This is a genomic window from Thauera butanivorans NBRC 103042 (genome assembly GCF_001591165.1).
Taxonomy (GTDB): Bacteria; Pseudomonadota; Gammaproteobacteria; order Burkholderiales; family Rhodocyclaceae; genus Thauera; species Thauera butanivorans.
Genome location: NZ_BCUG01000017.1, coordinates 17,878 through 32,027 on the forward strand (window position 1 = coordinate 17,878; position 14,150 = coordinate 32,027).

The 14,150-nt window shown below is 68.8% G+C and carries 11 protein-coding genes; 5 read left to right on the forward strand and 6 right to left on the reverse strand.

Annotation, left to right across the window (positions count from 1 at the left end):
- Position 1: 1 nt before the first annotated feature.
- From TBU01S_RS07995 to tldD, 3 genes are all read left to right on the forward strand, one after another.
- Positions 2 to 3,952: a YhdP family protein gene (locus TBU01S_RS07995; RefSeq protein ID WP_083953517.1), complete on the forward strand. Its 3,951-nt coding sequence runs from the start codon at positions 2 to 4 to the stop codon at positions 3,950 to 3,952.
- Between the two features lie 72 nt (positions 3,953 to 4,024).
- Positions 4,025 to 4,870: a carbon-nitrogen hydrolase family protein gene (locus TBU01S_RS08000; RefSeq protein ID WP_068636116.1), complete on the forward strand. Its 846-nt coding sequence runs from the start codon at positions 4,025 to 4,027 to the stop codon at positions 4,868 to 4,870.
- Positions 4,871 to 4,958: 88 nt separating this feature from the next.
- Positions 4,959 to 6,404 carry a metalloprotease TldD gene (tldD, locus tag TBU01S_RS08005; RefSeq protein WP_068636117.1) on the forward strand — a complete coding sequence of 482 codons (1,446 nt, stop codon included), beginning with the start codon at positions 4,959 to 4,961 and terminating at the stop codon, positions 6,402 to 6,404.
- A 67-nt stretch (positions 6,405 to 6,471) separates the two neighbouring features.
- Here tldD and TBU01S_RS08010 read toward each other — a convergent pair whose 3' ends face one another.
- Genes TBU01S_RS08010 through TBU01S_RS08025 form a run of 4 tightly spaced genes read right to left on the reverse strand, consistent with a single transcriptional unit; the run spans position 6,472 to position 10,007 of the window.
- Positions 6,472 to 6,657: a hypothetical protein gene (locus TBU01S_RS08010; RefSeq protein WP_083953518.1), complete on the reverse strand. Its 186-nt coding sequence runs from the start codon at positions 6,655 to 6,657 to the stop codon at positions 6,472 to 6,474.
- Positions 6,658 to 6,677: 20 nt separating this feature from the next.
- Complete coding sequence (locus tag TBU01S_RS08015) at positions 6,678 to 8,075, reverse strand: sigma 54-interacting transcriptional regulator (protein WP_068636119.1); 1,398 nt, start codon at positions 8,073 to 8,075, stop codon at positions 6,678 to 6,680.
- Positions 8,072 to 8,596: a hypothetical protein gene (locus tag TBU01S_RS08020; protein WP_245650874.1), complete on the reverse strand. Its 525-nt coding sequence runs from the start codon at positions 8,594 to 8,596 to the stop codon at positions 8,072 to 8,074. Before TBU01S_RS08020 ends, TBU01S_RS08015 begins: the two co-directional genes overlap by 4 nt.
- Complete coding sequence (locus tag TBU01S_RS08025; RefSeq protein ID WP_068636120.1) at positions 8,586 to 10,007, reverse strand: sensor histidine kinase; 1,422 nt, start codon at positions 10,005 to 10,007, stop codon at positions 8,586 to 8,588. The genes TBU01S_RS08020 and TBU01S_RS08025 overlap by 11 nt, the downstream gene beginning before the upstream one ends.
- Before the next feature lie 347 nt (positions 10,008 to 10,354).
- On the opposite strand from TBU01S_RS08025, the gene TBU01S_RS08030 reads away from it, so the two are divergent.
- The gene (locus TBU01S_RS08030) at positions 10,355 to 10,942 is read left to right on the forward strand and encodes a bactofilin family protein (RefSeq protein ID WP_068636121.1); all 588 of its coding nucleotides are present in this window, start codon (positions 10,355 to 10,357) and stop codon (positions 10,940 to 10,942) included.
- Positions 10,943 to 10,982: 40 nt separating this feature from the next.
- Here TBU01S_RS08030 and TBU01S_RS08035 read toward each other — a convergent pair whose 3' ends face one another.
- Both TBU01S_RS08035 and TBU01S_RS08040 read right to left on the reverse strand, forming a co-directional pair.
- Positions 10,983 to 11,630 (reverse strand): lytic transglycosylase domain-containing protein, encoded by a 648-nt coding sequence (locus TBU01S_RS08035; RefSeq protein WP_068636122.1) that lies wholly within the window; start codon positions 11,628 to 11,630, stop codon positions 10,983 to 10,985.
- 3 nt (positions 11,631 to 11,633) lie between these two features.
- Positions 11,634 to 13,382 carry a proline--tRNA ligase gene (locus TBU01S_RS08040; RefSeq protein WP_068636123.1) on the reverse strand — a complete coding sequence of 583 codons (1,749 nt, stop codon included), beginning with the start codon at positions 13,380 to 13,382 and terminating at the stop codon, positions 11,634 to 11,636.
- Between the two features lie 170 nt (positions 13,383 to 13,552).
- Here TBU01S_RS08040 and TBU01S_RS08045 point away from each other — a divergent pair, with 170 nt between their 5' ends.
- On the forward strand, positions 13,553 to 14,110 hold the full coding sequence (locus TBU01S_RS08045; protein WP_068636124.1) for an RNA pyrophosphohydrolase: 558 nt from the start codon (positions 13,553 to 13,555) through the stop codon (positions 14,108 to 14,110).
- Positions 14,111 to 14,150 lie beyond the last annotated feature (40 nt).

A 14,150-nucleotide genomic window follows, 5' to 3' on the forward strand; every position in this document is an offset into this window, starting at 1 on the left:
CATGAATCCGCTTTCCGAACCCCTTCCCGAATCGCCCGCGCCGGAGTCGCCTGCGGCGCGGCGCGCCCGGCGTTCGCGCGCGGTGCTGGGCCGGATCGGCAAGGTGCTGGTATTGGGCTGGATCGTCGTCGCCAGCGCGATGCTGTTGCTGAGGCATGTGGTGCTGCCCGCGGTCGGCGAGTTCCACAGCGAGATCGCCGGCATCGCCGGGCGTTCGCTCGGCCTGCCGGTGGCGATCGAGGCGATCGACGGCGACTGGGCCGGCTGGCGTCCGCGCCTGGTGCTGCAGCGTGTCACCCTGTCGGATGCCGAGGGCCGGCCGGCCCTGCATCTGCCCCGGGTCGACGCCACGCTCGCGTGGACCTCCCTGCTGCGCGGACAGGCGCATTTCCACCGGCTGGAGATCACGGCGCCGGAGCTGAGGCTGCGGCGCGATGCGGATGGGCGGGTGTTCGTCGCCGGCCTGCCGGTGGCGGACGGCGGCGGCGATGGCGGCGGGCTGGACTGGCTGCTGGCGCAGCGCCAGATCGTGATCCACGATGCCGTGCTGCGCTGGGATGATCGCCTGCGGGCGGCGCCGGAACTGGTGCTGGAAAACGTCGAGCTGCGCCTCGACCAGCGCTTCGGCCAGCGCCGTTTCGCGCTGCGTGCCCAGCCGCCGCAGGCGCTGGCGTCGACGCTGGACGTGCGCGGCGAACTGCAGCGCCTCGATGCCGATGCGCCGCTTTCGCTGGCCTCGGCCGGGCGGCTCTACGTTTCGCTCGACCGCGCCGACCTGGGGGGCTGGCAGCCGTGGCTGGATTATCCGCTGCCGCTGCAGGGCAACGGCGGCGTGCGCGCGTGGCTGGAGTCGCGGCAGGAGGGGCGCTTCGCATTGCCGAGCGGCCTGGGTCTCGGCCAGGCGGCCGGGCGCGGCTGGGCAGTGACGGCGGATCTGGCGCTGGACGGGGTGCGCACGCAACTCGGCAGCGGCTTGCCCGAGCTGCTGCTGGAACGCCTGGACGGGCGCCTGAGCGTCGAGCGCGTGGCCGACGAGTACCGCCTGAGCACACAGGGCCTGGCGCTGCGTACCGCCGATGGGCTGGCGCTGCCGCCGACCGATCTCGAACTGCAGTTCAGGGGCGAGGCGTCCGGCGAGCAGGGCGGGCGGCTGGCGGCCAACCGGCTCGATTTCGATACCCTGGCCCGCCTGGCCGCGTTCCTGCCGCTCGATGAGGCCGTGCGGGGCCGGCTCGCCGCGTTCGCGCCGCAGGGCCGGCTGGAGGCCTTGAGCTGGCGCTGGGACGGGGCACCGGCCGCGCCGCGGGCCTGGGCCGCGGCGGCACGCTTTGCCGGGCTGGGACTGCTGGCGGGAGAGGGCATGCCGGGCCTCGGCGGCCTGAGCGGCATGTTCGACGGCGACGAGCAGGGCGGTCGCTACCGGCTCGACAGCCGCGACGCCCACCTCGACCTGCCGGAGGTGTTCGAGTCCGGGCGCCTGCGGTTCGATCTGCTGCGTGCCGAGGGCGGCTGGCAGCGGCGTGGCGGGCGGCTCGAGATCACCCTCGATAGCGCCCAGTTCGACAACGCGGATGCGGCCGGCAATGCTTCCGGCGTCTACCGGCCGCAGGCCGGCAGCGCGGGGGAGATCGACCTGCAGGCCCGGCTGACGCGCGCCGAGGGCCGTGCGGTGTGGCGCTATCTGCCGCGCGTGGTGGGGAAGGAGACGCATGACTGGGTGCGTGATGCGATCCGCCGCGCCGACGTGCCGGAAGCCAGCTTGCGGCTGCGCGGCGCGCTCGACGATTTCCCGTTCCGCGACGGCAATGGCGAGTTTCGCGTTGCGATCCGGGTGGTCGATGGCGTGCTCGACTACGCCGATGGCTGGCCGCCGATCGAAGGCATCTTCGGCGAAGTGCGTTTCATCGGGCCGGGAATGCGTATCGAGGCACCGCGTGGCCGCATCTTCGGCGTGGCGCTGAGCGAAGTCGTCGTCGACATGCCCGAGCTGGACACGGCGCTCTCCGATCTGATGACCATCACCGGCAAGGCCGCCGGACCGACTGCCGAGTTCCTGCGTTTCGTCTCTCAGAGCCCGGTGTCGGCCCGCATCGGCGGCTTCACCGACGGCATGCGCGCCGAGGGCAGGGGGACGCTCGACCTGCGCCTGGAGATGCCGCTGGAGAAGGTCGATGAGAGCAGGGTCGCCGGCGAATACCGCTTCGGCGCCAACCGGCTGTGGCTGGTCGAAGGACTGCCGGTGCTCGAAGGCGCGGCGGGCCGGCTGCGCTTCACCGAGGACAGCCTGGCGATGCCCGAAGGGCGGGCGCAGTTCCTCGGCGCGCCCGCCCGCATCACGGCGCGCACGCTGGACGACGGCACCGTCCGCTTCGATGCCAGCGGCGTGGCGAGCGCCGCGGCGCTGGCGGCGGCCGGGAAGCTGCCGCTGGCGCATCTGTCGGGCAGCACGGCATGGAAGGCGCAGGTCGGTGTCGGCACTGGCGGCCTGCATGTGGGCGTGGAGTCGGACCTGACCGGGCTGGCGTCGAGCCTGCCTGCGCCCCTGAACAAGAACGCGGGCGAAAGCTGGCCCCTGAATGTCCGCTTCGATGCGCCGGGCGGAGCCGCGCCCCGGCGCTTGAAGCTGGAACTGGCGGAAGAAAGCGGCATGCCGCTGCGGGCCGAACTGCTCTGGCCGGCCGACGGGCCGATGCGCGGTGGCCTGGCGCTGAATGCCGCACGGACCGCCGTCCCGCGGCTGGCCGAGCGTGGCTTGCGGGTGGAGGGGCGTTTCGACGTGCTCGATGCCGACGCCTGGCGCAGGGTTTTCGATGGCGAAGCCGGCGGCGGCGATGGAACGGGGGAACTGCCCCTGTCGCTGGCCGACCTGTCGCTGCAGATCGGCCGCCTGCAGATTTTCGGCCAGACGCTGAGCGGCTTTGCCCTGCACAGCGTCAGCGATGCGGGGGGCTGGAAGGCCCGCATCGACAGCGACCGCGCCGTGGGCGAGTTCGACTGGCGCGACAGCGGCCCCGGCGCCCTGCGCGCACGCTTCGAGCGGCTGAGCATCGGCCAGGCGCGGGAAACGGAGGACGGCGGCGCCAGCGAGGCGACTGCCGCGAATGTGGAGACGGGGACGCCGCCGCGCCGGCTGCCGGCGCTCGACGTGGTCGCCGAGCAGTTCATGCTGGGCGGCAGGGATCTCGGCCGGCTCGAAGTGTCCGCGCGCAACCGCGCCGGGGTATGGCAGCTCGAGCGTCTCGGGCTGCGCAATGCGGACGGGCAACTGGACGGCAGTGGCGAATGGCGTACCACGGGCCAGCCGTCCACCCGCCTCGACTTCGAACTGCGGGTGGAGGACATCGGCCGCTTCTCGCAGCGGCTCGGCTACGACGACGTGGTGCGGGGCGGCAAGGCCACGCTGGGCGGACAACTGCGCTGGCAGGGCGCGCCGACCCGCATCCACTATCCGACGCTGGCCGGCCGCATGGAGCTGGCGGCGGAGGCGGGCCAGTTCAACAAGCTCGAACCCGGTGTCGGCCGCCTGCTGGGCATTCTCAGCCTGCAGGCCTTGCCGCGCCGGATCACGCTCGATTTCCGCGACGTGTTCTCGGCAGGATTCGCCTTCGATGGCATTTCCGGTAGCATCGACGTGGCCGATGGCGTGATGCGCACCGACGATCTCGAGATTCGCGGACCGGCGGCACGCGTGCGCATGCGGGGTTCGGCCGATGTCGAGGCCGAGACCCAGGACCTGCGCGTGGCGGTGCAGCCCACGCTGTCGGAATCGGTTGCGATCGGCGCCGCCGCGGGTCTGCTGAACCCGGTTGCGGGCGTGGTGACCTATCTGGCGCAGAAGGCGCTCAGCGACCCGATCGAAAGACTCTTTGCCTATGAATATGAAATCACCGGCACCTGGGCCGATCCCGCCGTCCGGCGCCTCGGCGCCGCGCAGCCGGCGCCGGCCGAATGAAATGCCGGACGGCCCGTCCGCGATCTGCCGCCCTTTCCAGCCTTGACCCCACCCGAGATTGCCAGGCACTGCATGAACAAACCGTCTGCTTCTTCCGTACCCGTATCCGCTTCCGGTGGCACGCGCATCGCTGCCATCCAGATGGTGTCCGGCCCCGACGTGGCCGCGAACCTCGAAACCGCCGCCGGCCTGGTGGCCGAGGCTGCCGCCGCCGGCGCACGCCTGGTGGCGCTGCCGGAGTATTTCCCGCTGATCAGCGCCGATGAGCAGGCCAAGGTCGGCATCCGCGAGGCCGATGGCAGCGGGCCCCTGCAGGACTTCCTCGCCGGACTGGCGAGCCGGCACGGCGTCTGGCTGGTGGGCGGCACGGTGCCGCTGGTGGCCGAGGCCGACGACAAGGTGCGCAACAGCACGCTGGTGTATGACGGCAGCGGCCGGCGCGTGGCGCGCTACGACAAGATCCACCTGTTCGGCTTCCGGCGCGGCGGCGAGCGCTACGACGAAGCGGCGACGATCGAGCCGGGTGCCACCGTGTGCAGCTTCGATTCTCCCGTCGGGCGCGTGGGGTTGTCGGTGTGCTACGACCTGCGTTTTCCGGAACTCTTTCGCGCCATGGGCGAGGCCGACCTGATCGTGCTGCCGGCCGCCTTCACCTGCACCACCGGCCGCGCGCACTGGGAAGTGCTGCTGCGTGCCCGTGCGATCGAGAACCAGTGCTACGTGATGGCGCCGGCCCAGGGCGGGCGCCATCCGAGCGGGCGCGTGACCTGGGGCCACAGCATGATCGTCGACCCCTGGGGCGACGTGCTCGCCTGCCGCGGCGAAGGCCCCGGCGTGGTGCTGGCGGAGGTCGATGCCGAGCGTATCGCGAGCGTGCGCGAAAGCCTGCCGGCGCTGCGCCACCGCTGCCTGGGCTGAACGCCCGCCGAACACTCCGAACCCGAATCGGGCGCGATCGTTTGTGCGCCCGGCCAGTCCAACCCGGCAATGCATCCAAGGACCCAGCATGAGCAAGAGCCAGAACCCGCTGAAAATCGCCGACCGCTACCTGTTGTCGCCCCATGGCCTGGGCGAGGCGGAGTTGGAGAAGACCTTCCGCAAGCTGATGCGCCACGACATCGACTTCGCCGACCTGTATTTCCAGTATCAGCGCTCCGAGGCCTGGAGCCTGGAAGAAGGCATCGTCAAGTCGGGCAGCTTCGACATCGAGCAGGGCGTGGGCGTGCGCGCCACCAGTGGCGAGAAGACGGCTTTTGCCTATTCGGACGACATCTCGCTCGATGCGCTGCTGGACGCGGCCACCGCCACCCGCGCGATCGCCGCCGCCGGCGAGCGCCGCAGCGTGGGCATCGTGCCGCACAAGCTCAAGACGCCGCTGTACCGTGCCGACGATCCGCTCGATTCGCTCGACGATACCGCCAAGGTCAGGCTGCTGGAGCGCCTCGAGGGCTTCGCCCGCGCCGAGGACCCGCGCGTCACCCAGGTCATGGCGCACATCGCCGGCAGTTGGGAAGTGGTGATGGTGGCGCGCAGCGACGGCCACCTGGCGGCCGACGTGCGGCCGCTGGTGCGGGTGTCGATCACCGTGATCATGGAGGAGGACGGCCGCCGCGAGCAGGGCAGCGGTGGCGGCGGCGGGCGCTACGACTACGGCTGGTTCAGCGACGAGCGCCTGCACGAGTATGCGCACGCCGCAGTGCATCAGGCGCGCGTCAACCTCGGTGCCGATCCGGCGCCGGCCGGCAGCATGCCGGTGGTGCTGGGGCCGGGCTGGCCCGGCATCCTGCTGCACGAAGCGATCGGCCACGGCCTGGAAGGCGATTTCAATCGCAAGGGCAGTTCGGCCTTTTCCGGCCGCATCGGCCAGCAGGTCGCGGCCAGGGGCGTCACCGTGGTCGATGACGGCACGCTGCCGGACCGCCGCGGCTCGCTGTCGATCGACGACGAAGGCAATCCGACCCGGCGCACGGTGCTGATCGAGGACGGCATCCTCACCGGCTACATGCAGGACATGATGAATGCCCGCCTGATGGGCATGGCGCCGACCGGCAACGGCCGGCGCGAGTCCTTCGCCCATCTGCCGCTGCCGCGCATGACCAACACCTACATGCTGAACGGCGACAAGGACCCGGAAGAGATCATCAAGTCGGTGAAGAAGGGCCTGTATGCGGTGAACTTCGGCGGCGGCCAGGTCGACATCACCTCGGGCAAGTTCGTGTTCTCCACCGCCGAGGCCTATCTGATCGAGGATGGCAAGGTGACTCGCCCGGTCAAGGGGGCGACGCTGATCGGCAACGGCCCGGATGCGCTGACCAAGGTGAAGCTGATCGGCAACGACATGCGGCTCGACCCCGGCGTCGGCACCTGCGGCAAGGACGGCCAGAGCGTGCCGGTGGGCGTCGGCCAGCCGACGCTGCGCATCGACGGGCTGACGGTGGGCGGCACGGCCTGATCCCGATCGTCGGGCGGGGAGAGTGGAGCGCTCGTCCCCGCTCCCCCATGCCCCGGATGAGCCGGGTTCAGCTCTGGACCGGCTTGCCGGTCTTGTCCTTGGTGCCGCCGGCGTCGTGCTTGTCGCCGCTGCAGTTGCTCGGCACGTCGATCTCCATGGTCGGCAGCAGGCTGGTGGCCTGGGCCGGCGTGCAGATGGCATAGGCCAGCGCGGTGGTGGTGATGAGGGTGGCGATGGTCTGGCGCTTGATCATGGCATGCTCCTTTGGTCTGTTCAGCGTTCTGCATCCGGACTGCCGCCGCGGAACAGGTCGGGCGTCAGGCCGTGGCGCTGCAGCAGGCGGTAGAACTCGGTGCGGTTGCGTTCGGCCAGCCGTGCAGCGTCCGAAACGTTACCCGCAGTCAGTTTCAGGAGCTGTATCAGGTAGTTTCGCTCGAAGCGGCGCTTGGCTTCGGCATAGTCGAGGGCCTCGATCGGCTGCACGCGCAGCGCGCGTTCGACCAGGCTGCGCGGAATCAGCGGCGTCGTCGCCAGTGCGCAGACCTGCTCGATGACGTTCTGCAACTGGCGCACGTTGCCGGGCCATCTGGCGATGGCCAGCGCCTCGAGCGCGTCCGGGGCGAAGCCGCTCAGTTCCTTGCCGTATTTCCGTGCCACCTGGCGCAGGAAATGCTCGGCCAGCAGCGGGATGTCCTCGCGGCGTTCGCCGAGCGTGGGCAGTTCCAGACTGACGACGTTGATGCGGTAGTAGAGGTCTTCGCGGAACTGGCCGGTGGCCAGCGCGGCATCGAGGTCGCGATGGGTTGCGGACAGGATGCGCAGATCGACCGGCTCGGCGCGGGTGGCACCGACCGGGCGCACTGCGCGTTCCTGCAGCACGCGCAGCAGCTTGACCTGGAGCGAAGGCGGCATGTCGCCGATCTCGTCGAGGAACAGCGTGCCGCCATGTGCAGCCTGCACCAGGCCGGTGCGGTGGCTGGTGGCACCGGTGAAGGCGCCGCGGAGGTGGCCGAACAGTTCGGATTCGAGCAGGGGTTCCGGGATCGCGCCGCAGTTGATGGCGACGAAAGGCGCGGCGGCACGCGGGCTGGCGCGGTGGATGGCGTGGGCGAGGAGTTCCTTGCCGGTGCCGCTATCGCCGCGGATCAGCACGCTGGCGTCCGATGCGGCAACCAGCCTGGCCTCGTCCAGCAGCGCGTGCATGCGTGTGCTGTGGCTGATGATGTCGGCCCGCCAGCCGTCGTCCGCGGCCTGGCCGGCGGCAGGGGCGGGAGCGCCGAGCTGCAGGGTCTGGGCGATGCGTGCCAGCAGCGCCTGGCTGTCGAAAGGCTTGGTCAGGTAGCCGGCGACGCCGCGTGAGGTGGCTTCGACCGCATCCGGAATCGTGCCGTGGGCGGTGATCAGGATGACGGGCAGGGCCGGGTGCTGCTGGCGGATTTCATCGAACAGGGCGAGGCCGTCGCCGTCGGGCAGGCGCACGTCGCTGAGCACCAGGTCGAAGCGCTCGGCGCCGAGCCGGCTGCGCGCTTCGACGGCGGATGCGGCCGTGGCGACACGATAGCCGCTGGCCTTCAGGCGCATCGACAGCAGCCGCAGCAGGTCGGCGTCGTCGTCGATCAGCAACACATGCTGTGCGCATGACGCCTCGACGGGCGGGGGGCGCCGGCTCACTGCGAACGCGTGCGCGGCGCGGCCGGCACGGGCGGCGCAAGGCTGCGCTCGATTTCGGCCAGTGCATCGAGCTTGCGCTGCAGCGCTTCGTTGCGCTGTTCGCTGTCCTTGAGTGCTCCGGCGCTTTGTTCGAGCTGCTGGCCGAGGCGTTCGTTGAGCCCGGCGAGGCGCTGGCGCTCCTGGATTTGCTCGAGCAGCGCGCGCGCGTATGGATGGAGCGCACGCGATTCGGCGTCTTCGGCGGCCAGCAGCCCCTGCAGCAGGCTTCGGGCGCGCGGCAGGTTGGACTGGCGCGGCCTGGCGGCGCGGATTGCCGCCTGCATGGTCTGCTCGGCGGTGCTGGCCTGCGTTTCGCCATGGTGTGCAGCTCCGCCTTCGGCGCCGTCGAGACGGGGTAGCGCGGCGCAGCTCGACAGCAGCAAGGCGCCCAGCAGCAGGAGCAGGGCGGCAGACGGGGCGCCGGACGGAGCGGCAGCTGCGGTGGCTCGCGGCATCGGGCTCGGACGGAGTTCAGGTCGCATGGGGGAGTTCGACTCGGAAATGGGCGCCGCGTTCGACTGGAAGCGCGGAAACCTTGCCGTGATGCGCGGCAATGAATTCCCGCACGATCGCCAGGCCGATGCCGGTGCCTTTGGAGGTGCGCTCATCGGGATGGCTGCCCTGGAAGAAGGGTTCGAAGATGCGTTCGGATTCTTCCGGCCGAATGCCGGGGCCGTCGTCGATACAGTCGATGAGCACTTTTTCGTCCTGCGCGGATAGCTCGACCCGCACCTTGCTGCCGGTCGGGCTGAAACCGACGGCGTTGGCGATCAGGTTCGACAAGGCGATGCGCAGCTTGCCGGGATCGGCGCGCACGAGCGGGGCATCGCCGACGATGTCGATCGCCACGCCGCGTGCCTGCGCCTGCAACTGCAGCTCGCTGGCGACTTCGCGCACCATCGGCAGCAAGGCGCTCGGCTGCAGGTCGAGGCGACGGGAGTCGAACTGGATGGCGTTGTAGTGCAGCAGCTGTTCGATGCGTTCCTGCAGGGCGCGCGTATTGTGCTCGAGGATGGCCGTGACTTCCTGCTGCTCGGGCGTGAGCCGGCCGAGCACGCCGTCCGCGAGCAGCGAGACGCCCTCGCGCAGCGAGGCGAGCGGTGTCTTGAGTTCATGGGAGACGTGGCGCAGCACGCGGTTCCGGTTTGCTTCCAGTTCGCTCAGGCGCACGCGCAGCCAATCGAGCTGCTTGCCGACCCGGCGCAGATCGGCCGGGCCGCCGATGCGGATGGCCTGGTTGAGGCGATTCTCGCCGAGGTCCGAGATGCTCCGCTCGATGTGGCGCAGAGGGCGAAGCAGCCACCAGCCGGTCAGTGCGGCAAGGACGACGGACAGTGCCAGCGCGCCGAGAATCTGCCAGGTCAGCTGTTCGCGGCGCTGGTCGAGGGTGTCGAGCGACTTGCCGTTGCTGTCAATGATGTGCGTGCGAACGGTCTGGGCCAGGCCATCGTTGAGCCGAGCCAGCTCCGCGAGGGCGGTGGCCGCAGTCCGGCTGCGCAGTTCGAGAGGGATGGCGGTGGTATCGCCCGCCACTGCGGCGTCGGCTGCTGCGGCCTGTTCGCGCCATCGGGAGGCGAGTGGGGCGGCATCGGCCAGTTGGGTCTCGATACGGGCCAGGGCGGCGAGGGCCTCGGCCCGGGCGCCATTGGAGCGTTCGAGGAAGGAGATCTCCTCATGCACCAGATACTGGCGGGCGCCGCGTTCGAAATCGACGGTACGTTCGGCGAGTTGCTGCATGTCGCTGTTGAGCTCGAGCAAGGCGGCTGCGCTGCGGCGGCTGTCGCGGGCGAAGCTTTCGAGGTCGAGCCAGCCGCTGACGGCTGCGGCGCCGAGGATGGCGACGATCGACAGGAAGCTCGCGAGCAGAGTCGAACTGAATGACGGACGCAACATTTTTAGGGCGCTCTGCGGAAAAGTGCGGACTTCATGATTCTAACGAGCCACGAGGTCGCTGGTGCGGGCAAATCGGCTCGGTTCGGGTAATTTCCGGTGCTTGTCGCTCCGATGTGACACTGAAAAATTTTTGAATAACAGCGAGTTGCAATGATATGTCCGAATCGCTGTCGGGATGAGGCGACAAAATCGGCGCCACCATGACGGTACGACCGCGGCATGTCGCCGTGACTTGGCTTTCAAGCATTTGAAATCACTCGGGAAAGAAATGGGTGGCATGAGGCTTGCGAATGCGCTGGAGGTTCAGCAACCGTGTCGGACGGTTGAAGCCAGTTCAAGGAGATGTCATGTTCAACAAGCCGAATCTTTTTCCGAAGCAGACCGAATCCGTTGGCCAGCGCTCCGCGCCGACGCGACCCGCAACGATGGGAAGCAGCGTTTCCCCGTCCAGCGCGGCGGCGTCCTCCGACCCGGTGCAGGAGGTGACCAAGGCGGATTCGGCGAAGTCCGAGTCCGCTGCGCCCGTGGAGACTGCGACGGGCGGCAGCCGCCTGATCGTCGGGCCCGACGTCAAACTGAAGGGCGCCGAGATCCTTGACTGCGATACCCTGGTCGTCGAAGGCCGGGTCGAGGCGACGATGGACAGCCGCGTCATCCGGATTGCCGAGAATGGTTCCTACGAAGGCACGGTCGGCATCGATGTCGCCGAGATCCACGGCCGTTTCGAAGGCGAGCTGACGGCCCGCCAGCAGTTGATCATCCACGCCACCGGCCGGGTCAGCGGCAAGATTCGCTACGGCAAGATCCTGATCGAGGAAGGCGGCGAAGTGTCCGGTGATGTGCAGTCGCTCACCAGGGCGGGAGCCAAGGAAGGGTTGCGCGCGGTCGAGAGCCGCGGCAACGACAGCAAGCCGATTGCGGCAGTGGCCGGTTGATGTCGCAGCGGGGGGGCGTGCCGCCCCCCGCGGATTCGATTTACTCCGTGGGAGTGAGCGTGGTGGAGCTGGCTGCGAGCCGTTGGGCCTGCCAGCTCCATTGCTTTTCCCACGCTGTGCGCACCAGGTTCGGGTAGCCCGGCTTGCCCAGGCTGCCGTTGTAGCGGCCGAGTGCGCGAAAGAGATCGCCTTTCTCGATGTCGAGATAGTGGCGCAGGATCGTGCAGCCGTAGCGCAGGTTGGTGCGAAGGTGGAACAGGTTGTCGTCCGGGCGCTCCATGACCTTGAGCCAGAACGGCATCACCTGCATGTAGCCGCGCGCGCCGGCCGACGAGATCGCGTATTTGCGGAAGTTGCTTTCGACCTGGATCAGGGCGAGCACCAGTTGCGGGTCCAGGCCGGCACGGGTGGCTTCGTAGTGGATGCTGGTCAGCAGTTCGTTGCGGTAGGCGGCGTCCGGAATCCGCTTCTGCAGCCGGCGCGACATTTCGGCCAGCCACTGCGCGCGCTCGCCGGCGTCGGGAATCGGCAACATCGGCGCCACTGCGTCGCTGACCGCTTCGTGCAGTGCCGCGCGCACGCTGGCAGCCAGCGGTTCGTACTGTTGCGCGCCGGCCTGCGCGGCATTGCCGGCCAGCGCGAACAGCAGCGCGGCAGCAGCATGGAGCAGGGCTGGCGGGGGGCGCACGGCTCAGGCCTTGCCGAGCAGGCCCAGGATGTGGGCTGCGATGTCGCCGGCAGCGAGCTTGCCGGCTTCGGCGTCGCGGCGCCCCTGGTATTCCACTAGACCCTCCTTCAGCCCGCGGTCGCCGATGGTGACGCGGTGCGGCACGCCGATCAGTTCCCAGTCGGCGAACATCACGCCGGGGCGTTCGTCGCGGTCGTCGAGAATGACGTCCACGCCCTGCGCCAGCAGGGTGTCGTAGAGCTTCTGCGCTTCGTCGCGCACGGCTTCCGACTTGCCCCAGCCGACCGGGCAGATCACGACTTCGAAAGGTGCGATCGCCACCGGCCAGACGATGCCGCGGGCGTCGTGGTTCTGCTCGATCGCAGCACCCAGGATGCGGGTCACGCCGATGCCGTAGCAGCCCATCTCGAAATGCTTGGGCTTGCCGTCCTCGTCGAGGAAGGTGGCGTTCATCGCCTTGGAATACTTGGTGCCGAGGTAGAAGACGTGGCCGACCTCGATGCCGCGCTGGATGGCCAGCACGCCCTTGCCGTCGGGCGAGGGGTCGCCTTCGACGACGTCGCGGATGTCGGCGACGAGGTCCGGCTCGGGCAGGTCGCGACCCCAGTTGACACCGGTGAAGTGATAGTCGGCTTCGTTGGCGCCGCAGATGAAGTCGGCCATGTCGGCGACCGTGCGGTCGGCGACGATCCTGACCGGCTTCTTCTGCCCGATCGGGCCGAGGTAGCCCGGCTTGCAGCCGAAGTGCTCGAGGATTTCCACCTCGGTGGCGAAGCGGAAGCCGGCCTTCAGGCCTTCCAGCTTGCCGGCCTTGACCTCGTTCAGGGCATGGTCGCCGCGCACCAGCAGCAGCCAGACGGTGACGCCGGCCGGCGCGCCCTTGTCATCGACGTCGTCGGTGGCCAGCACCAGCGACTTGACCGTGGTGGCGAGCGGCACGCCGAGTAGCTCGGCGACGTCCTCGCAGGTGGCCTTGCCGGGGGTCGGAGTTTTCTCCAGGGCTTGCTTTGCTTCGGCGCGGCCCGGCAGCAGCGACACGGCTTCGGCCAGCTCGATGTTGGCGGCGTAGCTGGAGTCCGGGCAGTAGACGATGGCGTCCTCGCCGGTGTCGGCGATGACCTGGAATTCGTGCGAGCGGTCGCCGCCGATGGCGCCGGTGTCGGCGGCGACGGCGCGGTACTGGAGGCCGAGGCGGTCGAAGATGCGCGTGTAGGCGGCGAACATGGCGTCGTAGCTGCGGCCGGCGGCTTCCTCGCTGCGGTCGAAGGAGTAGGCGTCCTTCATCGTGAATTCACGTCCGCGCATGATGCCGAAGCGCGGCCGGCGCTCGTCGCGGAACTTGGTCTGGATCTGGTAGAAGTTGCGCGGCAACTGACGGTAGCTCTTCAGTTCCTGGCGGGCGATGTCGGTGACGACTTCCTCGGACGTCGGCTGCATGGCGAAGTCGCGCTCGTGGCGGTCCTTCAGGCGCAGCAGCTCGGGGCCCATCTTGTCCCAGCGGCCGGTTTCCTGCCACAGCTCGGCGGGCTGCACCAGCGGCATGGTCAGCTCCATCGCGCCGGCGCGGTTCATTTCCTCGCGGATGATCGCCTCGACCTTGCGGATCGAGCGCAGCGCCATCGGCATGTAGCTGTAGATGCCGGCTGCGGCCTTGCGGATCATGCCGGCGCGCAGCATCAGCTTCTGGCTGACGACTTCGGCGTCGGAGGGAGCTTCCTTGAGGGTGAACAGATGGAACTGGCTGGCGCGCATGAGAGTCTTCTGTCTGGAAAGGTGTTGTCGAACGCGCGATTCTAGCGCAAGGCGCCGCCTGCAAAGGCTTGTATCGGGTGTGGCGGGTCGATGCACGCCGATGGTGCGCTTTCAAAGCGCACCCAAGTGTGAAAAAATCGATGTCAATCAACCGAATTTGAAGGTTAGTCATGCTTGATCGTGAAGGCTTTCGCCCGAACGTCGGCATCATTCTGGTAAATGCGCGCAACGAGGTTTTCTGGGGCAAGCGCATCCGCGAACATTCCTGGCAGTTTCCGCAAGGTGGCATCAAGCACGGCGAATCGCCGGAGCAGGCGATGTACCGGGAACTGTTCGAGGAAGTCGGATTGCGTCCGGAGCACGTCAAGATCCTCGGCCGCACGCGGGGCTGGCTGCGCTACGAAGTGCCGCGGCACTGGATACGGCGCGAATGGCGCAACACCTATCGTGGACAGAAGCAGATCTGGTTTCTGTTGCGCTTGGTGGGGCGCGATACCGACGTCTGCCTGCGTGCGAGCTCGCACCCGGAATTCGATGCCTGGCGATGGAGCAACTACTGGGTGCCGCTGGATGCGGTGATCGAGTTCAAGCGGCAGGTGTATCAGATGGCGCTCGTCGAACTGGCGCGCGTGCTGTTCCGGTCGCGCAACTTCGATCTGCCGGAAAGCTACCGCCTGCCCGAACCCGAGCAGCCGGTACCGGTGGTTCTCGGTGCGTCGCAGCGCTGATCGGCGGGCGGCGCCTTGTCATCTCCCTGGAGGCTGCTGG